At 49.2% G+C, this 25,669-nt stretch carries 20 protein-coding genes; 6 read left to right on the plus strand and 14 right to left on the minus strand.

The window, feature by feature from the left end; genetic code table 11:
* Nucleotides 1–234 precede the first annotated feature (234 nt).
* On the plus strand, nucleotides 235–3,738 hold the full coding sequence (locus Pan54_RS21145; RefSeq protein WP_146505404.1) for an FHA domain-containing protein: 3,504 nt from the start codon (nucleotides 235–237) through the stop codon (nucleotides 3,736–3,738).
* 181 nt (nucleotides 3,739–3,919) lie between these two features.
* Nucleotides 3,920–4,957, plus strand: a complete 1,038-nt coding sequence (locus tag Pan54_RS21150) for a galactitol-1-phosphate 5-dehydrogenase (protein ID WP_146505406.1) — start codon at nucleotides 3,920–3,922, stop codon at nucleotides 4,955–4,957.
* Nucleotides 4,958–5,107: 150 nt separating this feature from the next.
* Here the strand turns inward: Pan54_RS21150 and truA are convergent, their stop codons facing one another.
* The 13 genes from truA to Pan54_RS21210 all read right to left on the minus strand — a co-directional run bounded on the left by truA (nucleotide 5,108) and on the right by Pan54_RS21210 (nucleotide 20,382).
* Nucleotides 5,108–5,938: a tRNA pseudouridine(38-40) synthase TruA gene (truA, locus tag Pan54_RS21155; protein ID WP_146505407.1), complete on the minus strand. Its 831-nt coding sequence runs from the start codon at nucleotides 5,936–5,938 to the stop codon at nucleotides 5,108–5,110.
* Entirely contained in the window at nucleotides 5,925–7,310 is a 1,386-nt protein-coding gene (argH, locus tag Pan54_RS21160; RefSeq protein WP_146505409.1) for an argininosuccinate lyase, read from the minus strand. The genes truA and argH overlap by 14 nt, the downstream gene beginning before the upstream one ends.
* Before the next feature lie 154 nt (nucleotides 7,311–7,464).
* Nucleotides 7,465–7,596, minus strand: a complete 132-nt coding sequence (locus Pan54_RS26615) for a hypothetical protein (protein ID WP_261343187.1) — start codon at nucleotides 7,594–7,596, stop codon at nucleotides 7,465–7,467.
* Between the two features lie 120 nt (nucleotides 7,597–7,716).
* Nucleotides 7,717–8,127, minus strand: a complete 411-nt coding sequence (locus Pan54_RS21165) for a VOC family protein (RefSeq protein WP_146505410.1) — start codon at nucleotides 8,125–8,127, stop codon at nucleotides 7,717–7,719.
* Between the two features lie 297 nt (nucleotides 8,128–8,424).
* Complete coding sequence (locus Pan54_RS21170; protein ID WP_146505412.1) at nucleotides 8,425–9,423, minus strand: sugar phosphate isomerase/epimerase family protein; 999 nt, start codon at nucleotides 9,421–9,423, stop codon at nucleotides 8,425–8,427.
* Nucleotides 9,424–9,530: 107 nt separating this feature from the next.
* Nucleotides 9,531–10,841 carry a DNA-directed RNA polymerase subunit alpha C-terminal domain-containing protein gene (locus Pan54_RS21175; protein ID WP_146505414.1) on the minus strand — a complete coding sequence of 437 codons (1,311 nt, stop codon included), beginning with the start codon at nucleotides 10,839–10,841 and terminating at the stop codon, nucleotides 9,531–9,533.
* A gap of 151 nt (nucleotides 10,842–10,992) precedes the next feature.
* Nucleotides 10,993–11,271, minus strand: coding sequence for a 30S ribosomal protein S18 (gene rpsR, locus Pan54_RS21180; protein ID WP_146505416.1), 279 nt, complete (start codon nucleotides 11,269–11,271; stop codon nucleotides 10,993–10,995).
* Between the two features lie 225 nt (nucleotides 11,272–11,496).
* Nucleotides 11,497–13,299 carry an ATP-binding cassette domain-containing protein gene (locus Pan54_RS21185; RefSeq protein WP_146505418.1) on the minus strand — a complete coding sequence of 601 codons (1,803 nt, stop codon included), beginning with the start codon at nucleotides 13,297–13,299 and terminating at the stop codon, nucleotides 11,497–11,499.
* A 114-nt stretch (nucleotides 13,300–13,413) separates the two neighbouring features.
* The gene (locus Pan54_RS21190; RefSeq protein ID WP_146505419.1) at nucleotides 13,414–14,700 is read right to left on the minus strand and encodes an outer membrane protein assembly factor BamB family protein; all 1,287 of its coding nucleotides are present in this window, start codon (nucleotides 14,698–14,700) and stop codon (nucleotides 13,414–13,416) included.
* Nucleotides 14,701–14,810: 110 nt separating this feature from the next.
* Nucleotides 14,811–16,784 carry a GNAT family N-acetyltransferase gene (locus Pan54_RS21195; RefSeq protein ID WP_146505421.1) on the minus strand — a complete coding sequence of 658 codons (1,974 nt, stop codon included), beginning with the start codon at nucleotides 16,782–16,784 and terminating at the stop codon, nucleotides 14,811–14,813.
* 159 nt (nucleotides 16,785–16,943) lie between these two features.
* Nucleotides 16,944–18,278 (minus strand): outer membrane protein assembly factor BamB family protein, encoded by a 1,335-nt coding sequence (locus tag Pan54_RS21200; RefSeq protein WP_165441900.1) that lies wholly within the window; start codon nucleotides 18,276–18,278, stop codon nucleotides 16,944–16,946.
* A 52-nt stretch (nucleotides 18,279–18,330) separates the two neighbouring features.
* Entirely contained in the window at nucleotides 18,331–19,656 is a 1,326-nt protein-coding gene (locus Pan54_RS21205) for an outer membrane protein assembly factor BamB family protein (protein ID WP_146505424.1), read from the minus strand.
* Between the two features lie 183 nt (nucleotides 19,657–19,839).
* Nucleotides 19,840–20,382, minus strand: a complete 543-nt coding sequence (locus Pan54_RS21210) for an HIT family protein (protein WP_242631392.1) — start codon at nucleotides 20,380–20,382, stop codon at nucleotides 19,840–19,842.
* Between the two features lie 123 nt (nucleotides 20,383–20,505).
* Between Pan54_RS21210 and Pan54_RS21215 the strand changes: the two genes are divergently transcribed.
* Complete coding sequence (locus Pan54_RS21215; RefSeq protein ID WP_146505426.1) at nucleotides 20,506–21,369, plus strand: formyltetrahydrofolate deformylase; 864 nt, start codon at nucleotides 20,506–20,508, stop codon at nucleotides 21,367–21,369.
* 58 nt (nucleotides 21,370–21,427) lie between these two features.
* Nucleotides 21,428–21,862 carry a hypothetical protein gene (locus Pan54_RS21220; RefSeq protein ID WP_146505428.1) on the plus strand — a complete coding sequence of 145 codons (435 nt, stop codon included), beginning with the start codon at nucleotides 21,428–21,430 and terminating at the stop codon, nucleotides 21,860–21,862.
* A 388-nt stretch (nucleotides 21,863–22,250) separates the two neighbouring features.
* Here the strand turns inward: Pan54_RS21220 and Pan54_RS21225 are convergent, their stop codons facing one another.
* Nucleotides 22,251–23,567, minus strand: coding sequence for a tetratricopeptide repeat protein (locus tag Pan54_RS21225; protein WP_165441901.1), 1,317 nt, complete (start codon nucleotides 23,565–23,567; stop codon nucleotides 22,251–22,253).
* Here Pan54_RS21225 and Pan54_RS25960 point away from each other — a divergent pair.
* Complete coding sequence (locus tag Pan54_RS25960) at nucleotides 23,566–23,736, plus strand: hypothetical protein (RefSeq protein ID WP_165441902.1); 171 nt, start codon at nucleotides 23,566–23,568, stop codon at nucleotides 23,734–23,736. The genes Pan54_RS21225 and Pan54_RS25960 overlap by 2 nt on opposite strands.
* 295 nt (nucleotides 23,737–24,031) lie before the next feature.
* The gene (locus tag Pan54_RS21230) at nucleotides 24,032–25,411 is read left to right on the plus strand and encodes a sulfatase (RefSeq protein WP_146505432.1); all 1,380 of its coding nucleotides are present in this window, start codon (nucleotides 24,032–24,034) and stop codon (nucleotides 25,409–25,411) included.
* Nucleotides 25,412–25,669: the final 258 nt, after the last annotated feature.

Below are 25,669 nucleotides of genomic sequence, written 5' to 3' on the forward strand. Positions count from 1 at the left end.
TCTGCGATGTTGCGTTTTGACCTCAGCGATTTTGCGAACTATCCATGTAGTAGCAGATTACGTATCGCATGATTTCGCTGAAATTAGATTATCTGAGCAGGCAAGCGGTTTGGGCCTGGCGATTTGAGAGCGATTGAGATGCTCGGCAGAACCTTAGAGTTTGTGATGCGTACAACACTGAGGAGGATTCTCGCTTCGAGACCTCCCAGTTCTGAGGGAATGGAGTGAACCAAGATGCCAATGCAGGACGACATGAAAACTCAAGACAAACAGAGTGTTGTCAATTCTTTGACATACCTATTAGAACCCGTTCGCAATAACGCTGTCGATCCGATTGAATTGACAGTCGGTGAATACCGCATTGGAACATCGAAGAGTTGTGAAATTTGCCTGGAGGCTGTCGGCATTGCATCCGAACACTGCCGAATTGTTTGCGATCATGGATTTATTTCTCTGCAGTCTGACGATGTTCGTACCTGGCTGAATGATGGGCTCGTTAAAAAAGCTCGTATCAATGTTGGTGACCGACTGACGATCGGACCAATCAGCTTTTTGTTTCGCACCAGAGTCGGCCAGCCTTCAACAGAAAAGCTTTCTGAGGATGAAGAAAATCAATCAATTCGACTTGCTCGAAAATTGCCTGAGGCAATTCAGGCCGGTCGGATTGATCGTTCAGCCGAACGGTTAGTCAACCCGGTCCTGAACTCGACAGATGAAAAGTCGTCCTTGCGAGCAGTGGAAGAATTGCACCAGTCACTCCATAGCGCTCAGCGGAAATTTGAGTCTCAGCGGGAAGCATTGAGTTATCAACCGAATCGGCTTCCGGAACTCCCGAAAACAGAATTTATTTCCATGCAAAAACATTCAGAACATTCTGCAGCAGCTACGGAGGTTGCCGCTCAACCGTCGATTACTCAATCGCGCATGGATAATCTGAGCGAGCGTGAGCAAACGATTGAAATTCGCAAAGAACAGATTCTGCGACTGACGAAAAAAATGAGTCAGCGAAGAGTTGCCGACGAAGCTGCTCTGGAAAAAGCACGACAGGAGCTCGAAGCTCGACATTTGGAATTGAACACCCGTGCCCACGAACTGGATCAGTGGGAACAGGCAATTGAAAACAACAAGAGGTTGGAACAGCGAGAAGATAAAGAACGTATAACCGAACTGAATTCGACAATTGATCAGTTACAGGATCAAGCCGAACAGTTAGGAAAAGTTCGACGATTAGAACAGGAGGCTCACGCCATTCAGCTCGCGAAACGGGAAGCGGAACAATCCCGACTTGCCGAGTATGAAAGACGTATTCAAGAAGCCGATGAACAACTCAGAAACCAGACTCAGCAAATCGAATTGGAATCAGCGAAAAATCAATCACAGGCCGAGCTGATCGAGAATCAGTCCGAAGAGATCGAATCGCTGCAATTGGAAAACAGTCGATTGCAGGAATTGGAATCTTCTGCGAATCAAGACATCCAAAAATATGAGCAGCAGATTGCACGACAACTTGAACAGATGCAGGAAGTGAATGCACTGGTTGAAGAGTTACAATCTCAGCAGGATATTGCTGAGCTAACAGCACTTGAAGGACAAAAAGTAAAGGAAGAATTGCAACAGGTCCAGCAGCAGCTCGCAGAGGAAAGTCAGTCACATCAGAAAACTCAGGAACAGTTACAAGACAGCCTCGATCATCTGGCGTCAACGGAAGCGTTGTCTCAGCAGATGACTGAAGAATTGACAGAGAGTCTGAAGCAGCAGGAAGAACTGCTGAGCCTCAATATCGAATTGCAAGCCTCTGATGAAGAGTCCCAGGCAAAATGGACTGAGACCTCAGAAGAACTCCAGCGGCAACTGGCAGAAATCGATTCCTCATCTGAACGCAATGAAGAATTGACTCAGACTATCCAAAAACTGGAGCATCAACGTGAGACCTTGCAGGCAGAATCCGATCTGGCTCGTCAGAAAGCGAATGCGCTTGAAGAACAATTGCAGGAGATGACGTCTCAACTTGAACAGAAACAGGAAACGTCTGAAGCGGTCCGCGAAGAAGCCGAAGCGTTGAAAGCGATGATCTCCGAGTTCGAGCAAAGCCGAGAAAACTATCAGGCCGAAACAGATGAATTGCTTGCCGAGTGTGAGAACTTACGCGAGCAGTACACATCGTTGCATGCTGAACACTTGGGATTGCAGGAGGAAGTTCAGGATCTGCAAGCCCGACTGAAAAGTTCCGAGGGTTCTTCAGAACTCAATGAGGAACTTGAGGCAGAAATGCAGGCGCTCCGATCAGATATTGCTGAGCTTGAGCGAACATCCAGCGATCAGCAGGACTTACTGGAGTCAACTTCAGAAGAGCTCGAACATTTGCGAAATAAGCAAGAGCAATACGACCAGATGCGTGCCGAACTTGACCAGGAATGGGACAAGCTATCGCAGGAACGAGATCGACTTCTCGAAGTGCGTCAAAATCTTGAACACGAGAGAGATGCCTTCAGGCAGTCCCGTTTCGACTTGGACCAACTGCGCCAGGAAGTCGCTGAGCAACAAATTGATTCGTTGAATTCGAAATCACAGGATTCAGTGATTGATGAGTTGCATCGTAATGAAAATGAAGAGGTACCTGAGCCTGAGAGTTTTACTCCGTCTGCTGATGTCACTTCTGAAGAAATCCTTCCCGAGCAAGTGGAAGAGATTCAAAGTGAGCTGAATGAAGTTGCCAACGCTTCCAATGAGGAGCCACAACTTGAAAGCGAAGCCGATAAACTCAAAATCGATAACTTCATCGGCGAATCAGACAAAGAGGATGATTCTGAGTCTACGGTTCAAGAAATTGATTTTGCAGAGAGTGTTAAAAACGCCCTGGCCACTCCGTCCATGCCACATGGGGATTCTGAGGATAATTCCAGTGATGTTCGTAAGCGAATCGCCGAAATGTTTGGCTTGATTGACGATGCCGCCGTGAGTTCAGATGCACAAACGAAGTTCTCGGAATCCATTGAGGAAGACGATCTGCCAGAAGAAGAGGCGGCCGAAGAAATTCATCTGGAAGATGAGGACGAAGTTGAGGAGTCCCTTTCAACGGAAGAGCCGGAAGGCATTTCGACTAATACGAAGTCCCAGGAAACAGTAGACGCAATTGATGATATTGAGGATGCCGATTCCGTCGCCGCTTACATGGAACGCTTATTCGCTCGCACGAGTGGCAAGCAGCAGTATGAGAATCCTAAACCCATCGAGAAACCTGTCGTGAAGACTGCTTCGGCACCGAAATCGATCGACAGTGAAGTTATAGATTCCTCAACCGAAGAAGCCAGTATCAACATCTATCCTGATAAAAGTATAACGCCTCAAAAGTCGAAAGGTCCGATCGCAAAAATCGATCGCGATGCAGTCATGCGGGAGATTGCTTCCTTACGAGATGTCGCCAATCAGACCGCTCGTTCGGCACTCATTACCCACAAATGGAAGCATCTGAAACTTAAAGTCTATTTGAATTCCACACTGACAGGAATTGCAGCGTTAGGAACTATTTTCCTGCTTGCCGCGCCACTCTGGCATGGTGATCAATTCCTGATGTATGCAGGTGCAATGGGAGCAGTGACTATCATTTCTGGTTACAGTCTTTTGCAAAACTATGTGACCTTCAAACGCATGAAAACTCCAATCGAACGACAGAAGAACTCGGAAGCTGATTTAGAACAACAGGAGTCTGATCAGCCCTCCGAAGAACTCGAATTCTGATTCTTTTCGTAGAACAAAATCTAACAGACAGAAACTCATGCAAAAGACCTCTCGAAGGATTTCGAGAGGTCTTTTGCATTGCGGCAGCTTGCTCTGCATAATAGATCTGAAAGGCGGATTATCGTTAAGATCGCTTTCAAGAACTCACTAATGCAACAGTTATCAACCAGAGAGAAATGCCATGAAAGCGATGATGTTATCCGAGTATAAAAAGTTGGATGTCATCGAGATGCCCAGACCTGAAGTCGGCCCCAAGGATATCCTGATCGCCGTTCAGGCCTGTGGAATCTGTGGCAGTGACATTCATGGCTACGACGGCTCAACCGGTCGCCGTATTCCACCATTGGTGATGGGACATGAAGCTTCTGGAATTGTCGAGGAAATTGGATCTCAAGTCACGCAATATGCAGTGGGAGACCGACTGACTTTCGACTCGACAGTCTCTTGTGGCGACTGTTTTTACTGCCGCCGGGGAGAAATCAACCTTTGCGATAATCGCAAAGTCCTCGGCGTCTCCTGCGGCGAATATCGCCAGCATGGGGCGTTTGCTCAGTTCGTTCTCGTTCCGGAAAATATCTGCTATCGACTCCCGGAATCATTTCCCTTCGAACATGCCGCAATGATTGAAGCGGTCTCGATCGCGGTCCATGCGACAAACCGAACGCCTTTGTCACTGGGAGATTCCGCTGTTGTCGTCGGTTCCGGCATGATTGGCTTACTCGTCGTTCAAGCTCTCAAAGTTGCGGGCTGCAGCACGATTATTGCCGTCGATCTTGATGAGGAAAAACTCAAACTGGCCAAAGAACTGGGAGCGACACACAGCCTTAAGGGCGATGCCGTCGATGTTCCTGCCGAAGTTCAGAAACTGACCAACGGTCGGGGTGCCAGTGTCGCCCTCGAAGTCGTCGGTGCCTCAGCGACCATTCAAACCGCGATTGATTCGGTTCGCAAAGGTGGGCATGTCACGCTCGTCGGAAATTTGAGTCCCAATGTCGAAATCCCACTACAGAAAGTCGTGTCCCGCGAGTTGACTCTCTACGGCTCCTGCGCGTCCCGCGGCGAATACCCGGAATGTATCGACCTCATGAATAGTGGAGCCATTCAGGTCGAACCATTGATTTCTCTTAAAGCCCCTCTGGCGGACGGTCCGGAACTGTTCGAAAAACTCTACAGTGGCAAATCTGGCCTGATGAAAGTCATCCTGCAGCCGAATCAGTAAGACCGGCTCATCGGTATTATTCCCTGCTATAAAGTCAGGAGATGTAGAATTAATACAAGCACGAAGCGCAAGCGAGTGAGTTAATGATACGTGTCGACTCACACACTCGCTTGCGCTTCGTGCTTGTATTTTATGAAAATTAAGTTCGATTCAACATTGTATCAATTCAGCGTTGAACTCCCGCTCATACTCAACATGCATCAAGTATAACCCGTTAGCCGGCGCAGTCGGCCCGGCTTGTTTTCGATCCATCGCCTCCAGTACTCGGCGGGCTTCATCTGGTACCCAGGAGCCCATCCCAATTTTCAAAAGGGTTCCTGTAATCGTGCGGACCATATTGTAAAGAAAACCATCGGCAACAATATCCAGGTAAACAAAGGGAGCGTTCTGGGAATCGGTGGATTGGAATTCCGCCTTAGAATTCCACATTTCCCAGTGATGAGATCTTGAAACGCGACAATATTTGACGGTGCGAACACTGGTCGCTTTGTTCGGATAATTTGATTCAAAAGACCGAAAATCATGTTTGCCGACCAAATACTGCGCGGCTTCGTTCATAATGTCTGCATTTAGATCTTCGGCAATGCGTGTCACATAATGTCGCAAGTGTGGACGTGCGATCCGACTGTTAAAAATCAGATAGCGATAATGCTTCCACTTGGCGTGATGTCCTGCATGAAAGTCGTAAGGAACTTCAGTCACATCCCGGATCGCAATTTCTTCCGGCAGCTTGGACTGAATCGCTGGTCGCATCCGTTCACAGGGGATTTTCGATGGCGTCCGAAAACTGGCCACCTGACCCAGTGCATGCACTCCCGTATCCGTTCGCCCTGCTCCTGCCAGCCGAGAATGTTCCTGAGTGATCGCCAGAATCGCTTCTTCGATATGCTGCTGAACGGTCGGGCGATCGGGTTGAACCTGCCAGCCATAAAACGGTTGACCATCATAGGCGATCAGCAGCTTCAAATTACGAACGCTCATCAATCCGCTTTTTCCAAATGGCGACCTGCTCAGCCACTCTTCCGGGGCCACCGGATCCTTCACTCACAAAGGCTTTGATGGCATTGCGAACGCCAAGAATCTCGTAAACATCCTCTTCAATACTGGAGCAGGCGGCCTGAAACTTTTCCAGGGACAACTCGGCCAGCCGTACGTTTTCCTTTTCGCACAAGGAGACCAGTGAACCGACAGTTTCGTGGCCAGTTCGCATTGGGACTCCTTTTTTGATGAGGTATTCCATCAAAGTCGTTGCATCCAGAAAACCTTCTTCCAGACGGGAATTGATGCGATCGACATTCAATTCAGCCGATTCCACAATTGCGGCGGCCAGTTCCAGACAGGCGGTGACGGTATCATTAGCATCGAAGACTGGAATTTTGTCTTCCTGCAAATCGCGGTTATAGGCCAGAGGCAGGCTTTTTGTCAGAGTCAACAGGTGTTGATTTGCCGCAATCACACGAGCCGATTTCCCACGAATAAGTTCCAGCACATCCGGATTCCGTTTTTGCGGCATGATCGACGAGCCGGTTGTGAACGCATCGGGAATAGAGATGAAGTTGAATTCGGTTGTGAACCACAAAATCCACTCTTCTGCCCAACTGCTTAAATGCACGGCTATGATCGCCAGGTCGGAGACGAACTCCATCAGAAAATCCCGGTCACTTGAAATGTCGAGACTATTGGCAGAAACCGCTTCAAATCCAAGCAGTTCCGCAGTCCGTTGACGATTGATCGGCAAGGATGTTCCGGCCAAGGCAGCTGCTCCAAGAGGACAACTGTTCGTGCGACGTCGGCAATCGACAAGCCGCTGGCGGTCACGCTCAAACTTTTCACACCAGGCCAGCCAGTAATGATTGGCCATCACGGGCTGTGCACGTTGCAGATGCGTAAAAGCAGGCAACACTACTTCGGCATCCCGTTCACAGCGATCCACAAAGGCTTCCTGTAAATCTTCAAGCAGGTCGATCAATTGGTCAATCGAGTGCCGAAGAAAGAGTTTGACATCCGTCGAAACCTGATCGTTGCGACTGCGTCCCGTGTGCAGCTTGCGACCAGTGTCTCCCGTGCGGTTCGTCAACTCCCGCTCGATATGCATGTGAATATCTTCGAGTTCAATGCGATATTCAAACTGACCAGCCGCGATTTCCTGACCGATCTCATCAAGCGTAGTGCAGATCGTCTCCCGTTCGTCTGCAGTGATCAGGCCGACTTCCGAAAGCATTGTTGCATGAGCTTTTGAGCCCTGAATATCAAAAGGGGCCAGCCTGGCATCGAAACTGATTGACTCGGTGAACCGCTCCACACGCTGATCCGTCGCCTGTGAAAACCGTCCACCCCAAGCTTTTTCTGCCACAACGCTGTCCTTTTAAGATGTTATGATGCTGTCGTACTAAAAATAATAAGATCTTCGACATTGGGTGGCACGTCCCTGAGCAACGCGAAGGGCGTGGGGTACGGTATTCATCACGCCCCTCTCTTCGGTCTGGAACGTGCCATTCATTAATGCCTTAGATTTGAAAATCATTCAGTGGGGCTTCCCGTCGTTCCCCTTTGTCGAATCGATCAAAAGTCCAATTGACGATCACGCCCCACAATATGGGAATCGTCAGGCAGGCCAGGATGTAAAGGAACTGTTGCATGAGTGGTTCGCTTTGTTTAATTCCAGCTGCTGTATTTCAATTCAAGAGGGTGGCACTGGCTAAGCTTGTGCACACATCTCGAAAAGTCATTGGAGTAATACACGAGTGAGAATCTTAACGTTATTGCGGATCAGAGGCCAATTCGACGACGTGACCATCGGGATCGGCCAGGAAAATCTGCACGGCTCCATCGGGACGGAATTTCGGTGGCGATACCACTTCGTAATCAATGCCACTTTGTTCGAGAGCTTCCCAGGCAGAGTTCGCATCGGGAACCCGAAATGCAAAATGGTGTGTACGAGTCGAACGAGTTTGCCCAGGTGAAAGCGTGCCTGCTTTCCCTGATTGATCGTGTTCGAGAATTAAGTGGATCAATGTATTGCCCGCTCGGAACCATGACCCCTGAAAACTGAAGTTCGGCCGCGGCACAACTTCCATACCCAGCAGGTCCACATAAAACTTGCGGCTTACTTCCAGATCGCTCACCACGAGCGTGAGATGATCGATTGCTTCGACTTGAATAACGGACATAGAGAATCTCACTGAAAGTGCTGAAGCGGATTTCGTTAGCCAAGCGTAACCCAACAAGTCGATTGTAACGAATTATGCAGAATCCATCTTATCCCGAAGCGTCAGCGAGGGGACGGCATACGAATAACCGTTGGGGAAAATCCGATCGTTAAAGACTTTTATAATAAGCCAAAACGAAAATCATTTAAGAGTTTGCCCGAAATATTATTTTCACGCCGTCCCCTCGCTGACGCTTCAGGTTAAGAAAATTCAACTCGTTCCCAGAGGATCCTCGGGAACGAGTGAAATCTCTTAGAGTTACGGTTTTTCAAAAGCGGCATCAAAGGCAACGCTTGACGGTGCAAAGTCGACGTTCTTGACGAACTGACACGCTTCTCGGGCACCGTGATCGCGATCCATTCCGGAGTCTTCCCACTCAATAGAGAGAGGACCCTGATAGTTGATCGAATTCAATGCTCGGATGATTTCTTCAAACCGCACACCGCCACGTCCGACACTGCGGAAATCCCAGCCGCGACGAGGATCGCCGAAGCGGAGGTGGCTGGAAAGAATGCCGGTGCGTCCATTTAAAGTGACGGAAGCATCTTTCATGTGAGCGTGATAAATCCGTTCGGGGAAATATCGAATGAATTCGACGGGATCAATTCCCTGCCAGATTAAGTGGCTGGGGTCGAAATTAAATCCGAACTCTTCACGATTGTCGAGAACCTGTAAGGCTTTCTCGGCTGAGTAAATGTCGAAAGCGATTTCGCCGGGGTGCACTTCCAAGGCGAACTTGATGCCGCATTCCTGGAAGACATCCAGAATCGGATTCCAGCTGTCGGCGAAGTTCTTATAGCCTTCGTCATACATTTCCTGCGGGATCGGCGGGAAATCGTAAACGACAGGCCAGATGCGGGAACCAGTGAAGCCGTTGACGACTTCGACACCAATCTTCTGTGCGGCTCGGGCGGTGTTCTTCATTTCCTCGATCGCACGCTGATTTACAGCATCAGAATCGCCATCGCCGTAAATGTAGTCCGGCAGAATCGCTTTGTGTCGGGCATCAATACGATCACAAACTGCCTGACCGACCAGATGGGCAGAAATCGCATACAGTTTCAAATCGTGTCGCTCGAGTAGGTCCCGTTTTTTTGCACAGTAGGAATCATCGGAGAGAGCTTTGTCGACTTCAAAATGATCCCCCCAGCAGGCCAGTTCCAAGCCATCAAAGCCGAATTCAACGGCTTTTTTGCACAATACTTCGATGGGTAGATCGGCCCATTGTCCGGTGAACAATGTCACAGGGCGTGCCATGATGTGTCCTTTCGCGGGATGTCTCAATTCATAGGTGAATGCGTAAAAAAATCTCCGATCCACGAACGTTGATCGGAGACTCTATTGTCAAAATTTCGAGCAGAAAATCAATCGCCACGCAGGCGGATATTCTTATCGCCGAGTTTTTCTCGTATTTCGTTGAGCGATGTTACCCCGAAGTTTCGCACAGAAAGCAGTTCATCAGCCGAACGGGAAACGAGTTCGCCAATCGTCGCAATCCCAAGTCGAGACAGACATTTGCGAGCACGTACGGAAAGATCCAGTTCGCCGACTCCCGCTTCGTGCATTGCACGTTCTTCCGGAGAAAGTTCTTCCGGACGATAAAGCGGCTCAGGCTGCTTGCGATGCACATTCTGGCCAAGTTTCAGGCCATGCATCTCCAGGATTTCTCGGATCTCCTTAAGAGACGTTTCTCCAAAGTTCTTACCCGCGAGCAACTGCTCCTCGGTCATTTTGGTCAGATCTTCGAGTCGATCGATCCCAGCGCGTTCCAGACAGTTGCGAGAACGGGCAGAGAGTTCGAAATCGGTGATTGGAATCTGCAGAATCTGTTCGACCTGCTTATCGCGACGGACGGCATCTTCATCGAAGAACATCTCAGCTGAAGATTCAATATCCTTCAGGTAGAGAGCGGCTCGTTCGTCATTAGGATTCGCTTCCAAGGCGCGCTGAAAACAAAATGCAGCCGGGGCATACATTTCGCGATCTTCGTATAGGAGGCCGAGGTTAATCAACGAACCAAGATAAAACGGTGGCTTGGCGAGCATTTGCTCGTACAGCCGAATCGCATCATCATCATTGCCCAGCTGATTATTCAATTGAGCCAGACTGAACAAAGCTCGTGAGTGCGAGTTGTCCATGTCGACAGCTCGTTCAAAGTATTCCAATGCTCCGTAAGTATCTCCCCGATCGGCCATGATGCAGCCCATCTGGTAGGAATACTCGGCTCGGGTGGCGGCATCTCGAGCCAGGCCACGCAGCATTTTTTCGGCTTCGTCGATGTCTCCAGAAAGACGGACGGAACCGGCGATCAGAAGGTCGCAGAGAATCGGATCGTATCCCGATTTCTTCGCTTGTTCGTACAGGCTTCGGGCTTCGTCGTAATTTTCCAGTGAAAACTGTGCCTGAGCCTGATAAAAGCTGGCCAGGCCACTCCCCTGCACTTTGCTCAGAATTTCAATCGCTTTGTTCTGATGTGCAAGTAAGTATGCAATAATCCCGGCAGCAAGCAGATCTCGCTGAGACGTGGCTCGCGAAGAGACTTCCTGCCAGTATTGACGAACTTCGGCCGCCTGACCTTCAGCCAGTGCGCGTAGAATCGTTTTGATCTGATCGTTACCGAAGTCGGTCGACTCCAGAATCGGCTGGCGAACATCAATTTGTTCAATGGCGATCATAAAAATGGGTGCTCCTGAATTCCCTGACAGGTCAAGAAGTTCCGTCAGTCCACATTTCAGTAGACTGGCAGAAAACATCAATCGACAGACTGTTCCGGTGAACAATAGCTGGTTTCAGCTAAGCCATGCACCAGAGGTCTGGAATTAGTTTTTATTCGTCAACAACGTATGGCAATAGTCCCATGAAACGGGCTCGCAGCACGGCACTGCGGACAGCTCGCTGGTAAATCGCTGAGGTACCTGTGCGTCGACGGGGAAGAATTTTGCCTTCTTTGTCGATCAATTGTTTGAGTGTTTTGACGTCTTTGTAGTCCACATAGACAGGACGTGGGATGACGCCACCCGGGCAGAATCGACAATTCAATTTCCGCTTCTGGCGGAGTTTTTTCTTACGGAGTTTGCGGATATCCGACTTTGTCAGCGTTGCCATCGAGTTTCAGCTTCCTTGAACAAATATCAATCGGAACAATGACTCAAGTGGAAATTTCACCTCCGATTGGGCCGATGAAATGACGTGGGAAGAGCATCTGCAAACATTACGCAGAAACCAGTCACTTGAGAGCAAGCCACAAAGTATTGCAAATCAAGCCTCAGGATTCAAGTTCGACTCACAAAAGACATTAAAAAGGCAAAGCAGCCAACCCGAGATATTAACTCAAGCTCGGGATTCCAAATCTTCCCAGATCGCAAAACTGGTCGTGAGTTCCTCTTCAATTTTTCGGAGGCGATCCGTCACATTTGTGATTTCCGAGGCTGGTTTTTGATAGAACTCCGCCTGTGCCATCGTTTTATGGATTTCAGCCTGTTCCGATTCCAGCTTTTCCAGCTTGGCTGGCAGGCTCTCCAACTCCTTTTGTTCCTTGAAAGTGAGCTTCTTTTTTGTGCTCGTGGCGATGTTATGAGGGTTGGATTTTCCCTTCTCTTTGGACTTTGACGGATTTCGCTTGGCTTGCCGGTCTGCTTCATTCCTCGCATAATCGTCGTAGCCACCGTCGTATTCTTTGATGTACCCATCAGGCTCAAATGCCAGAATTCCCGTTGTCACATTGTTGAGAAACGCACGATCGTGGCTGACCATCAGCATACTGCCCGCATAATCCATCAATAATTCTTCGAGCAGTTCGAGCGTTTCCGCATCCAGATCGTTTGTCGGTTCGTCGAGAATCAGCACATTGGAAGGTTTGGTGAACATTCGAGCCAGCAGCATTCGGTTCCGTTCTCCTCCGGAAAGATATCGCGCAGGTCTGCGAGCCCGTTCCGGAGTGAACAGGAAATCCTGTAAATAGCCGTAGATATGACGTTCGACGCCATTGATCGTTAGTCGATCCTGTCCATCTCCAACATTTTCGATAACCGTTTTCTCTTCATCGATCTGTTCACGCAATTGATCGAAATAGAGGACTTCGAGTTTGGTGCCGTGACGGATGGAACCGGAATCGGGTTCGAGTTGGCCGAGCAGTAGTTTGAGGAGCGTGGTTTTGCCGGCTCCGTTCGGTCCGACGATTCCCAGCTTGTCGCCTCGCATGATCATCGTGGAGAAATCCTGCACGATGGGTCGGGAATTATAAGCAAATGAAACATCTTTGGTTTCTATCACAAGAAACCCGGATCGTTCGGCTTCCGAGGCTTGCATGCGGACATTGCCCAGTTTTTTGCGTCGTTGCGAGCGTTCTTCCCGCAATTTTTTCAGCGCCCTCACACGGCCTTCATTGCGAGTTCGACGAGCTTTGATCCCTTGGCGAATCCATTTTTCTTCTTCTGCTAACTTCTTGTCGAACAGTTCCTGCTGACGCTCTTCGGCTTCCAGAAAAGCAGCTTTTCGAGTCAGAAAGGTTTGATAATCGCAGGTCCAGTCGAACAGCCGACCGCGTTCGACTTCAATAATTCGTGTCGCCAACGCCTGCAGAAACATTCGATCGTGCGTCACGAACAATAACGTGCCTTGAAAACCCTTGAGGAAATTTTCGAGCCAGCGGATCGATTCGATATCCAGATGGTTCGTCGGTTCATCGAGTAGCAGGACATCCGGCTGATTCACAAGTGCCTGAGCCAGCAGGACTCGCCGTTTCATTCCCGACGAGAGCGTGGAAAAATCAGCCTCGGGATCCAAGTTCATCTTCATCAGGATTTTTTCAACCTGATGATCCGATTCCCAGGAATGCACTTCGACTTCGTCGGTTTGCACAAAGGCCCGAGAAACGATTTCGAAAATCGTCCCAGCCATTCCTTCGGGTACTTCCTGCAGCAGTCGAGTGACGCGTACGCCGTCTTCAACACGCAGGATTCCATCATCCGGCTCCAATTCGCCGGCAACCAGCTTCATCAAAGTCGATTTCCCGGCTCCGTTTCGCCCGAGAAGGCCAATTCGTTCGCCAGCTCCAATTTCAAAACTGATCTCATTGAGTAGCGGAGGTTGATCAAAAGTGAAGCTGAGATCCGTAAGACTGACGAGAGACATTGAATAAAGGCTTTGAAAAATTTCGGAAGGACAATTGGCAAGGGAAGTATGTGCCCGTAATCCAGTTGAAATTAATCAAATCTAGAATCGGTAAATGGTCACACAAATGTCAGTCTATTGTTTTTTACCCAGACAGTACAGGTATTCCTGTCGCTCCTCTCCAACTTTGCTGGCAACCCGCATAAAGATTTTGCTGTCACAGACAACTGGCGTGGCAAAAGACTCTTCTCCCAGCTGATTTCGTCCAAGCAGTTCGAATTCGTCTGTATTGATATTAATTACAAATGTTTCCCCGGCTTCATTGGTTGCCATCAGGACATCATTGACGATCACCGGTGACGACGTAAACGTCCCACTGAGACGACCTTTCCAAATTTCTTCTCCCGTCGAGGCATCCAGACAATACGCAATCCCGGCATCGGCAATCGCGTACAGACGATTTTCTTTCACAAGCATCGAAGGAACATAAATTCGAGTCCCAATTTCCCAGGCAACTTCTCCAGATCCATCGGCTTTATACGCGGCCACATGATTTTTGGGATAGCCACCGCTTGAATAGATTAACTCGCCATTCGTGGGTGTCGAAGTGACACACTCTGTGGTCGCTCCTTCAATTTCCCACAGTTTTTCACCTGTCTGCGGATTCATGCCTGTGACCAGTTCACAGCCAGTCATGATGAGTTGAGTTTTTCCCGCGACGTCCAGAATGATCGGGGAAGGATAATTCGGCATTTCCGGCCGATCCTGCTTCCAGATAATTTTGCCCGTTTTACGATCTAACCCAGCAATTGCTCCTCCTGCTTTGTTGTCAGCCGAGACAATCACTAAATCATTGAAGAGAGTCGGCGAAGAGCCATAACCTTGATGGACGATGTATTCGCAAATCGGCTGTTGCCAGAGGATTTCTCCGTTCAAATCGACAGCCGAAGTCACCATCTGCCCATCGTGCAGAAAATTGATAAACAGCCGCTCGCCGTCACAAGCGGGCGTTGAAGAGGCCTGGGTTCCCTTTTTGTTGCGGGCAAGTGTTGCTTTGCCAGAATGCAAAACTGTTGCCCATTCCTGTTGTCCTGTGTCGCGATTGAAGCTGATGAGGGATCGGGTCTCAGCGGCTTCATCAGCAGTTGCCAGAACCACCTGATTGCCCACAACAATCGGTGAGCCGTGCCCACGTCCGGAGATTGGTGTTTTCCATAACACATTCTCAGTCTCACTCCACTCGAGTGGTGGCTGCTGACCTTCTGCAGCAATCCCATTCTGCTCAGCCCCGCGCCAGCAGGGCCAGTCGGTATTGGAATTGAGACGAACAGGCTCAGCAGCGCTCGATGATGTCGCAATGGAATTGAGAAGTAAGCAAATTGCGATTAATAAGGTGCATCGAAGTAACAGGAGTTTGACCATATTGATTTCCTCTGGCGATATTCATTTTCAAGCTGATGTGAATCAGTTTACAATACCAATCCCTGGAATCGAAAGCGACTTCACACCCTTGCCTGAATTCCATCAAAGAATCAATCTTCCCGGAACGAGACAAAGTGTGGAGACTTCCGTTCCCGCTCGATCCGATTGTAAAACGAATTCATCAGTTGCAGGTAAAGATCATCCTGCAGAATGGCATCTTCGACTCCGGCGTCGATATTGGGATTGTCGTTAATTTCAATGATGTAAGCTTTTCCCTGATGCTCTTTCAAATCAACCCCGTAAAGTCCATCGCCTATCAAAGCTGCCCCTTTGACGGCGGTCTGTAGAACGTGAGCGGGGACCTGGTTCAGGGCCAACGTCTCAGAATCGCCTTCGACATCTTTTTTATCTGTCAGACTCCAGTTATAGATCTGCCAGTGCCCGCGAGCCATGTGATATTTGCAGGCATATAAAGGACTTCCATCGAGCACACCGATGCGCCAGTCGAACGGAGTTTGCAAAAACTCCTGAGCGATCACAACTTCAGATGTCTTGAACAATAAATCAAGCTTCTCCCCCATCTCCGACTTGTCTTTCACTTTGAAGACCCCTGCCGAAAAGCAACTGTCGGGTAGTTTCAAAACGATGGGAAATTCGAAGTGATCCAGATTCAGTGCTTCAGGTGTCTCCTTGCAAATCAGCCAGGATCGCGGTTGTCGAACGCGGGCTCGGGAGAGCCGCTCGTAAAGATACATTTTGTTCGAGCAACGGAGAATCGACCAGGGATCGTCGATGACAATTAAACCTTCGGCATACGCTCTCCTCGAAAAGCGGTAAGTGTAATGGTCGACGGAAGTGGTTTCTCGAATAAAGAGAGCATCGAATTCGCAGATCCGGTTGTAATCCTGCTTCGTAATAAACTCCGTATAAAAACCGACCTTTTCGGCTGCGGTTCGCATCCGATGCAAGGCTTCCTGGCACGAGGGAGGTGTTTTTTCCTGGGGATTAATCAGGATGCCGAGGTCGTAATGGAAGTGCTTGAAACGGGCTCGATGAAAACGTTTACGCTGGAAGTACTTGGCCGCATGCGTTTCGATCTCCTCGGCATGCTCTTTGATAACATTTGGGAGTGAGAGCAGTTGAACCTGCTGGATCTCCCAGCGGTCTTCTTCTTTCACAAACTTGACTCGAAACAACAGCAGTTCAAACTGATGAGCCAGCAGTTTGGCCAAAGCAGACAGACCCGGAGCAGGAGTGTTTTCAAAATAGACTTCCAGACTGAACTCTCGCCCGGATACATTCTTGAGATGCTCCTGAATCGCTTCTTCCACATCATCAGCAACACTCTGAACGAGCGAGACACTGGAAAGATCTCGCAGAGCCGTCACATTGGGAATGACGCGTTGATCGCGAGCCGAGGCGAGCAGCGAGACATAGTATCCAAACTTATGCGGCTTGAACGAACAACAAAGGTTGAACACTCGAAACAGGCTGGAGTTTTGATATCGAGGCGAAGAGAGATAAGTTGTCGCTAAAACGACCTGAGTGCCGGGGATCTCGAAAGGCCAGTGTTTCGCATTTTCTAAGACGATCACGTTGGGGCGTTCATCGACTTGAGGCAAGTCGTCCGCGAACAACTCCTTCCGCATTCGGACAGCCGGTTCTCCTTTGGCGTAATAATCGGGCAGTGTGTCGGTCACTTCAAAACCGAATCGTTCATAAAAACGAATCAGCTTTTTATTCCCGGAATCCGCTTCCAGTGAAACCCGGCGATAGCCATGTTGGCGGGCATGTGCGAGCACATCTTCGAGAATCAGACTGCCAAACCCCTGAGACTGAAATTGAGGATCAATCGCCAGCGAGTAAATCCGCAGAGAGTTCTTATAGTTGAGGAGAATGACTGCTCCAACTTTTTGAGGAGGTCCCTCTTCCGCTTTCGTTTCGCAGATCATCACAATTTGCGAGGCACTTTGAATACTCATTCTCAAAGAACGACGTGGGCTTCGGCGGCTTTCTGGAAAACAGAGCGCTTCCAGATGCTCCAGATAAGACAAATCCTCCAGCTGAGCGATTCTCATCTTCATCCCCAATGATCCCAACGCTTCCTCTTCAGGCAGGATTTCTCCATATCACCTGAAAATCCCTGGAAGCATCGCTGCGGAACTATACGAATCGAGAAGAGAAATATCGAGCCAGAGAGGCCGTCGTTTGTTGAAGAATTTCAAAACGCAAAGTCTTGGGGACTACTCAGCTGCTCGTACGGTATCCAAATCGACACACGCCAGTGAGCCCTCCGCTCCGCGGCAGTAAACGTAGCCATTACATAACACGGGCATAGTCCAGCATTGTTCGTCGAGAACTTTCAAGCGTCCCCGTTCCTTGAAGCTTTGTGGATCCAAATCGGCCAGAACCAGTTCGCCTTCATCGCTCAAAATGATCAGATGCTCTTGAGTCGCGACCAAAGCACCGCAACCCAGATCGCGTTCCGTCCAGCTGAGTTCGCCCGTGTTCCAGTTCACGCATTTGAGCGTCACCGTTCGGCGGTTGTGAGAATTCCCATCGAAGCCATACAGCCAGCCATCTTTGAGAACACAGGAATTCATATGGTTCCGCATGTTCTTATTTTGCCAGTCGAGCGTCAATTCCTGACCATCGAAATCGAGCATGCCGCAACCGATATTGTAGCCAGTCGAAACAAATAGTTGCCCTTGATGCCAGAGGGGCGTCGTCGAGTTCGTGTCGTAGGGAGATTCCCATTCGTAGAATGCGATCTCCGCTTTCTTCTCCAGATCGACCAGCGAGACCCCTTCGTTATTCAACGCAGCCAGATAAGGTCTCCCCTCAAACTCGAAGACTTCGGGCGTGCCGTAACCGGGCACGTGTGCCTCTGTCTGCCATTTGAGTTCGCCGGTTTCTTTATTCAGACCAATCAAGCGACCAGCTTCGAGAATCAGCTCGTCGCCGCGAACGATAGCAGAACAAGTAAACCCCCATTCCGGGAGAGGGATTTCGAGAAGTTCACTCAGATCGATCTCCCAGGTGACGTTGCCGGTGCTCGCATCAATACGGCGAACTTCGCCTTCGCGACTGTTCACATAAACGGCATTGCCATCAATCGTTGGAGTTGCTCCTGGCCCACCTTTGTGCAAGTGATCCAACAGGGGACAAGGGTAAGTGAGCGACCAATGAACCTTGCCGGATTCTGCATCCAGACACCAGACCGTTTCATGATCGGTCCCTTCGGGGTGACCCATTGTATACAGCCGGTTATCGGCAATGCTGACGGTGCTGTAGCCGATGCCGATGTTGTGTCGCCAGGTGATCGGAGGCATCCCGTTCAGGGCACCGCCATCGATTTGTTCCCGGGAGATGCCATCTTCATGAGGTCCACGCCAATGTGGCCAGGTTGCCGTCCCCGGCTTGGGAGCTGGGTCGGTCTCGGTTTTCGAAGTGCTGCGGACGACCGTGTCCGAAGCATCCGAAGTTTTTGACAGCATCGGTGACTCGTCATTTCCGCAACCGGCAATGAATGCCAGACTGCCGAGAGCCGCTCCGAAAGTGAGAATTTGAGTGTACACCAACACGCTCCTGCTCTTTGTGGAATACATCGCCATCTGTTCGTCGTTACGATTACTGGTCTGCTTTCAGAGCGGACTCAAGACGATACAAATGCGATTTTGTACGTAGATACAATGCGGAATCTACCGGTGCGGGAGTCGCCATACATCCCTGATCGAGCCGATTTTCCGCCACGATATTTAAAGTGTCACCTGGTGTGACAACAGTCGTCTTTCCATCTTCATCACAGAAATAAATATGACCGCCTGCGTAAATGGGTGATGCGGAAAATGTTCCGCCGACCCGTTCCTGCCACGCCAGTTCACCCGTCGCGGCATCAACGCACGAGGCGACGCCGATCTTGTCGGCGATCGCGTAAATCTTCCCGTCAATCAACAACTGAGACGGCTTCGATGGCATCGTCCGATTCAATTCCCAGAGGATATGCGACTCTGTCACATTCCCCTTCGCCCCACTCGGGTTGACCGCCATGATGCTCCCCTTGCCGAAACCGGTTCCAATGTAAATGGTCTTCCCATCAAACAAAGGCCGGTTTGCTGTCGAATGTTGCTCATATTGCACCCACCAGACTTCTTCACCAGTTAACGGATCATAGGCAATTGTCGCTTTTGCATATGGGCTGATCAACAAATCCCGGCCATCCACCGTAAAAATGGATGGTGTGCCGTAAGCTTTTTTGTGGTCACCGTTGTCGGTATCGAATAAGTCGATCCGATCTTTCTTCCAGACCGTTTCGCCCGTCTTTTTATTCATAGCCACAATGTACTGAAAATCGAAACCATCGTAGTGAATGAAAACCAAATCTTGGTAAACGATGGGTGACGAACCGGGCCCCCTCCAGTGATGACAGGGCAGATCACGACGTTCCCAGATTTTCTCGCAGGTCTCTGCGTTCAGACAAGCGGTTCCATAGCTGCCGAAGTGCACATAAACCCGATCCCCATCGATATAGGGTGTCGGCGACGCGTAACTGTTTGTCACATGAATTTCACGGAGTTCTTCATTCGTGAAGATCACTTTATTCTGCAGTATCTTGCCAGTCTTGGCTTCGATACACAGAACGGACATCTCTTTGCCGTCTTCGGTCGCAGTCGTTAGCCAGACTCGTCCATCGGCAATGACCGGAGATGACCAGCCTCGTCCAGGGATTTCTGTTTTCCAGGCGACGTTCTCGGTTTCGCTCCAGGTAATTGGAGGATGAGCCCGATCGGCATGACCAGTTCCATTTGGTCCGCGGAACTCGATCCATTCGGATTGAGCCTGAACAGAAGAAGTACAATAGAGTGCAGCAGCAATCAGCAGCGTCGCAACGGAAAACCGTTGAGCGGTGGTGACCATGTGATTCAACACTCGAGCAACCTGAACGTTAATAAGCATACTCTTTTCATGACTCCAGAATGAACGCTTGAGTTCATATTGTAACATCAGCCAACCCAACGTTAATGTGCAATTATGACCCTTTTGCGAGATATCAACTTAGTCAATTCCGTTGATTGATGCAAAGAAAACTCCGTAAGTGTCTCATTTTCATAGATTTACGGACTTTTTCGACATTTGCATTCACGCGTGTTTTCCTGTCAATTCCTTCTCCAGGAGTTCATAAAGGGCTTCCAGCGACTGAGGAATCACTTTGGTATTGGCCAGCACAGGCATGAAATTGGCGTCTCCATTCCAGCGGGGCACGATGTGCCAGTGAAGATGGCCCGGCAGTCCGGCTCCGGCAACCAGGCCGAGATTCAACCCGATATTGAAGCCATCCGGATGGACGACTTTCCGCAATACCTCCACCATTTTAACCAGCATTGCCTGGCATTCGGCCTGCACATCGACTGGGATTTCCGTCAAATCGCCCAGATGTTCCTGCGGCGCTATCAGCAGATGACCATTATTATAGGGAAAACGGTTAAACACGATAAACGTCTTCTCACCCCGCAGCAGCACATGATTTTTCTTATCGTTCTGGGGCTGCTGACGATAATCGCACAGAAAACAGTCCGATTTCGGTTGGACGCGTTTTTCAGGTTGCTCGACCTGAGACTCCTCTTTTTCATCTTTTGCAATGTAATCCAGCCGCCACGGCGCCCAAATCGTTTCCAGTGACATAGAATTCTCCTATATTCTGGGTTGAATGTTCAGGGTTGAAGGTTGAGGGTTCAGTCTTCAGGAAACTAATTCTCTCTCAACATTCAACACTCAACCTTCAACCAGCACAAGGCATTCCTACTCATGCAAGTCACGATCACGGCTGTCGGTCCCGATAATCGCGGATTAGCCGATCCCATTGTGCATTATGTGACGGGGGTTGGAGCGAACATCTTTGAAATTCAGATGTACGATCGCGACAGCGAACACTTGTTTGCAATGATGTTACGCATGGACTGGCCGACTGAGCAGGAATCGATTGCTGTCCTGCGGAAGCATCTCGATGTAATCGGCAAACTGAAATCGCTTACGATTCGAGTCTGGGCGCGTGACGAACACAATCGACTTCCTCGGCTGGCGATCTGCACGACTTACCGGAATGAAATTCCTTTGGCCCTCCTGCGAAACATTCGCGATGGACGACTCAAAGCCGAAGCAGCGGTCATGATTGGGAATCGCGATTCCTGCCGGAATGTTGCCGAGCAGTTTGACGTTCCCTGGCGTTCCATTGGAGACAACAAAGGTGAACCGGACAACGACAAGTTCGTGAATGTGCTCGATGAATTCGAAGTCGACTATATTATCCTGGCTCGATACATGCGAATTCTGCCGCCGCGTCTCTGCTGGGAATTCGCAGGAGGCCGGATCATCAACCTGCATCACGGCCTGCTCCCATCATTCCCCGGCTTCCGTCCTTATCACGATGCCTACAGCCATCACATGCTCACCTACGGGGCGACCGCTCACTTCATCGTCCCCGAGCTGGATGCAGGAAATCAGATCATCAACCAGACAGCCTTCACGGTTTTACCAGGCACTCCACTCGCTGATGTCATCCGTCAGGGAGAAACCGACAACGAACCAACCTGCCTTGTGGAAGCCGTGCGACGTGTGGTCGACCGCGAAGTCGAACTGCATTTTCATCGGGTGATCAGCACGGCGAAATAGATTATTACAAGCTAGATGTTAGTCATCTAGCTGGCAAAAATATTGTAAGTTTCGATATATGAATCTAGAAGAATTCAAAGTTTATGTTCGACATTCGTTCCATTTTTTAATAGTGGAATATGGATTCATTGAAGTACCAGCACCGAAAAGAAAGTTTATCAATAAATTCATGGTCTGTTACAGTACTGATGTGACGTGGATTGGAATTGAAGGGATTCATCACGGATTCGACATTGATGTGAGGCTGGCCAGTACTGATTTAAGTCTGATGAAATATCCCTCGTACTGTTTAGATGATCTGCTTTTAATACGAGATCCTCAATTCAAAAAAGTAACTGCCCAGAATATTGACACCCGTGACATTCAGAAACGTCAAATTGATCAATATGCTGAAGTATTAAAAATTCTTGCAGATGATGTTCTTCGAGGAGATTTCGAGTCTTTTCCTTTACTGGCAAAAGCAATCGATGATCGAAAGTCTCATAAAAAGTAGAACCCCATCGAGTCAAGTACCCGGTTCCATGCTCGCATCGCGCAGCAGGGCAAGCATGATTCGAGGTCGCCGTGAACCAGAAATGCGAACAAAATCTGAGGTAGCAATAGTCCCCTCTCCCTCGGAGAGAGGGCTAGGGTGAGGGGAATGGACGTGACTTTACTATAGACTTCGAAGACATCCCCTCTTCCGGCCTGCGGCCACCTTCTCCCCAGGGAGAAGGGAAGAAAACCACTCCCCAGGGAGAAGGAAAGAGGCCCAGTGCCATGCATGTAACAGTGGCACGGGTATTTCTGTCTGTGATTACAGAGGTATCCAAACAAAAATCGCCGAGCAGGCAAATCCCTGTTCGACGATTATTGGATTGAATTCAACTCTTAACTGTACCTTATTTAATCACCCGCTTCTCAACTTCGGGATCGAGTTGAAGTGCCGTCGCTTTGTCTTTCTCGGCTCCGGCTTTATCGCCGCCGTTTTCTTTGGTCTCTGCTCGTTTCCAGTAGGCCATCGCAACGGCATTATCAAAGCGTTCTGCGGACTGATAATCGGTAATTGCCTGATCCAGTTTTCCGAGAGCCATGTAGGCATCGCCTCGCAGAGAATTCGCATCGAAGTTCTCTCCGAATTCGAGGGCCTTCGTGCATTTCTCAACCGCTGCCTGATAATTCTTCTGCTTGAAGCTGATGCTGGCTTGTGCGACATAGATAGCAGACATCGTATCGTCGAGTTTCAACGCCTGTTCGAGATCTTTATTCGCTTCCTCAAACTTTTCTCGCTTGGCAAACAACTCGGCTCGTTGCACAAACAGAGCGGGGTCTTTGGGATTGCGTTGAATCTGACGAACCAGGACGAGCACCTGCTGAACCCATTGGGCAGCAGCCTGATCCTGATTGGCTTCTTCCAGTTTGCCAATCGCCTGATAGGCATCGCGTCGATGCAGATAATGTTTCACTTCATACGGCGACTTTTCAATCGCAACAGTAAAGTCGGCAATGGCCTGCTCTGGAGCACCCATTTTTGTCAACGCAAAACCACGATTGTTGTAGCCTTTGACATACTCAGGATCGATTTTGATACTCTGACTGAAATTCTCGACTGCCTTTTCAAAATTTCCGAGTTCCAGATAGGCATAGCCTCGATTATTGTAGGCATCGACATACTTGGGAGATTTCAGAATTGATGCATCAAAATCAGCAATTGCTTTGTCGTATTCTTTGATCGCGACAAGCATCAAGCCACGATTGTTATAGGCTTTCGAGTAATTAGGGTCGAGTTCAACAGCCTTGGTAAAAGCTTGCTGAGCCATCGGAATATTTTGAGTTTTCACAAACAAAAGCCCCAGCATATTGTGCCACTCAGAATTGTCGCGTTGTTTGGTCAGTGCAAGAGTTAACGAGCTGATGGCCTGCGTTGTTAATCCACTATGATCGAGAATTTGTGCACGAATGGCATAGCCTTCCGGCGGGCAAACTTTCGCATTGTGTAGCTGATCGAGCAGTGGAAAGGCGGCTTTGTAATTGCCTTCTTTATAGTAAGATTTGATTTTTCCCATCGCCTCGGCCGCATCAATCACCATAGACGATTCAGCCGCCCCATTGGGCTCGGAATCTTCAGTCGTTTTTGAATCCGTCTGACTCGTTTCGCTTGTTGGAGTGCTGTTTGAACATCCGGTAACGATCAGCATCGAACAAAGGAGCAAGAACATGAAATATCGCATGGGCGTTTCACCATCTCGAAATTGGGGCACGACTTCCAGTGCCGTTATCGGTGTAATGCGACAGACACCACTCATTGATGTCCCAAGTCGCCAGTTTGTTGATGAGGCTTCTATCCGCAATGGCCGATTTGTGTCAATCCGAGTTTTTATGGTGTAAATTACTTCCCCCATTTTCATTCATGCGAAAAACGCCGCAGGGATGAAATTTGAATGAACCGCCAAGACGCCAAGGCTTGAAGAAATCGATTCAGAATACAGTTCTCAGTAGAAATTGATTATCATTTTCACCACAAGGGCACGAAGGCACAAAGAGATTTTTTGATTCATGATGTCAAAAGGAAATCTACCAATTTGAATTTGATGAGTTCCAGATATTAAGCACTTAGTCTCTTCGTGGTTCCTATAATTTCTTATCAAATGATTAAGATACGGGGTTTCACAGGTGAGAATTTATGGCCAACTCCTTCAAACTCACTATTTTAACGACTGTGATATTTGTATTCACAGTGGTCTGTTTTCAATGCCGAGTGATCGCTGAAGTATCAATCCCGAGTCAGCCAAACATCCTTGTCATTGCCATCGATGACCTGAATGACTGGATTGGCTGTCTGCACGAGCATCCTCAAGTCAAGACGCCGCATCTGGATCGACTGGCCAGTCAGGGGATTCTGTTTGAGAACGCCCATGTGCAGGCCACTTTCTGTGCGCCGTCCCGGACGAGTCTGCTTTCGGGAAAAATGCCGAAAACGACGGGATGCTTTGAATTTACTCCTCGATACGATCAGGCAGATTCCTTGAAGGGGCATGATCCCTGGCCGATGTGGTTGGGGAAATCAGGCTACAAAACTTACGGCGGGGGCAAGATCTTTCACGAAGGAACGGGAACAGGCTGGACAGCTCAGAGTTTTCAGAATGTGATTCCTTCAGGGCCGAATCCTCGCCCCGAAGAAATACAGCACTGGCCGGTTCGGGTCTGGGACTGGGGAGCTTTCCCCGATTCTGAAGCAGAAATGGGGGATTTCAAACTCGCTCAAAACACTCGAAAACTTTTGGAGAAAAAGTATGAGGACCCATTTTTAATGGTGGCCGGTTTCCGTCGTCCGCATGTTCCGTTACACGTGCCGGAACGCTGGTTTGCGATGTATCCGGAAGAGTCGATTGTTCTCCCAGAAATCCCTGCCGATGACCTCGACGATGTGCCTCATCCGGAAGTCGGTTTGACTTCGCATCGCGCTCCAGAACATGCGGATCTGGTCGAGAAAAAACTCCAGAGAAGTTTGACGCAAGCTTATCTGGCTTCGATCAGTTTTGTCGATCATTGTGTCGGCGAAGTGCTGCAGGGATTGGAAGCGGGACCGAATCAAAAGAATACGATTGTCATTCTGTGGAGTGATCACGGTTTTCATCTGGGAGAAAAACAGCATTGGGCCAAACGGACGTTGTGGGAAGAAACGACCCGCATTCCGCTCATTATTGCAGGTCCCGGAATTGAAGCGGGACAGAGAATTCAGGAACCGGTGGGGTTAATCGACTTGTATCCCACACTTGTCGAACTTGTCGAACTTGTCGGAAGTGTACCAATTGCAGGACTCGAAGGTCACAGTCTGATGCCGTTTTTAAAGGGAGAAACTGAACACAAGAGGCAGCCGGTTGTGACCTCGCTTTCAGCAAATGACCATGCGGTCCGGTCCCGAGATTTTCGATACATCCGCTACGCCGACGGCTCGGAGGAATTCTATGATCACCGCACAGATCCCAATGAATTCACGAACCTTGCAGGCAATCCGAAATACAACAAGCTGAAACAGGAACTAGCAGAATATCTGGACTGAGGTTTCGATAAAAATCAGGTGCCATGCTTGAATCGCGCAGCAAGGCAAGCATGACTCGGGGTCGCAATAAATACAGATGTGGAATTAACTGATTCCAGGATCTAAAGATTTTCCAGAACCTAGTGCGTCATCTCCACTTAAAATTGGGATTGGTGATGTTGTAAAGCACGACAACGGAGTGCGTTACCGTTATTGGAGGTCCAATTCTAAGCCCTGACAGGGCACTAGTAAAACAAATCGAATATCTGAACTCAACGA

Origin of the sequence: Rubinisphaera italica (assembly GCF_007859715.1) — a bacterium.
GTDB lineage: Bacteria > Planctomycetota > Planctomycetia > Planctomycetales > Planctomycetaceae > Rubinisphaera > Rubinisphaera italica.

What these genes read in the sequence shown, in the direction of transcription:
- Pan54_RS21215 (WP_146505426.1), top strand. Translation starts at nt 20,506, where the DNA reads ATGCAAGTCACGATCACGGCTGTCGGTCCCGATAATCGCGGATTAGCC.
- Pan54_RS21205 (WP_146505424.1), bottom strand. Translation starts at nt 19,656, where the DNA reads ATGCTTATTAACGTTCAGGTTGCTCGAGTGTTGAATCACATGGTCACC.
- Pan54_RS25960 (WP_165441902.1), top strand. Translation starts at nt 23,566, where the DNA reads ATGAAATATCGCATGGGCGTTTCACCATCTCGAAATTGGGGCACGACT.
- Pan54_RS21225 (WP_165441901.1), bottom strand. Translation starts at nt 23,567, where the DNA reads ATGTTCTTGCTCCTTTGTTCGATGCTGATCGTTACCGGATGTTCAAAC.
- truA (WP_146505407.1), bottom strand. Translation starts at nt 5,938, where the DNA reads ATGAGCGTTCGTAATTTGAAGCTGCTGATCGCCTATGATGGTCAACCG.
- Pan54_RS21190 (WP_146505419.1), bottom strand. Translation starts at nt 14,700, where the DNA reads ATGGTCAAACTCCTGTTACTTCGATGCACCTTATTAATCGCAATTTGC.
- Pan54_RS21150 (WP_146505406.1), top strand. Translation starts at nt 3,920, where the DNA reads ATGAAAGCGATGATGTTATCCGAGTATAAAAAGTTGGATGTCATCGAG.
- Pan54_RS26615 (WP_261343187.1), bottom strand. Translation starts at nt 7,596, where the DNA reads ATGCAACAGTTCCTTTACATCCTGGCCTGCCTGACGATTCCCATATTG.
- rpsR (WP_146505416.1), bottom strand. Translation starts at nt 11,271, where the DNA reads ATGGCAACGCTGACAAAGTCGGATATCCGCAAACTCCGTAAGAAAAAA.
- Pan54_RS21210 (WP_242631392.1), bottom strand. Translation starts at nt 20,382, where the DNA reads ATGTCACTGGAAACGATTTGGGCGCCGTGGCGGCTGGATTACATTGCA.
- Pan54_RS21185 (WP_146505418.1), bottom strand. Translation starts at nt 13,299, where the DNA reads ATGTCTCTCGTCAGTCTTACGGATCTCAGCTTCACTTTTGATCAACCT.
- Pan54_RS21145 (WP_146505404.1), top strand. Translation starts at nt 235, where the DNA reads ATGCCAATGCAGGACGACATGAAAACTCAAGACAAACAGAGTGTTGTC.
- Pan54_RS21220 (WP_146505428.1), top strand. Translation starts at nt 21,428, where the DNA reads ATGAATCTAGAAGAATTCAAAGTTTATGTTCGACATTCGTTCCATTTT.
- Pan54_RS21165 (WP_146505410.1), bottom strand. Translation starts at nt 8,127, where the DNA reads ATGTCCGTTATTCAAGTCGAAGCAATCGATCATCTCACGCTCGTGGTG.
- Pan54_RS21230 (WP_146505432.1), top strand. Translation starts at nt 24,032, where the DNA reads ATGGCCAACTCCTTCAAACTCACTATTTTAACGACTGTGATATTTGTA.
- Pan54_RS21170 (WP_146505412.1), bottom strand. Translation starts at nt 9,423, where the DNA reads ATGGCACGCCCTGTGACATTGTTCACCGGACAATGGGCCGATCTACCC.
- Pan54_RS21195 (WP_146505421.1), bottom strand. Translation starts at nt 16,784, where the DNA reads ATGAAGATGAGAATCGCTCAGCTGGAGGATTTGTCTTATCTGGAGCAT.
- Pan54_RS21175 (WP_146505414.1), bottom strand. Translation starts at nt 10,841, where the DNA reads ATGATCGCCATTGAACAAATTGATGTTCGCCAGCCGATTCTGGAGTCG.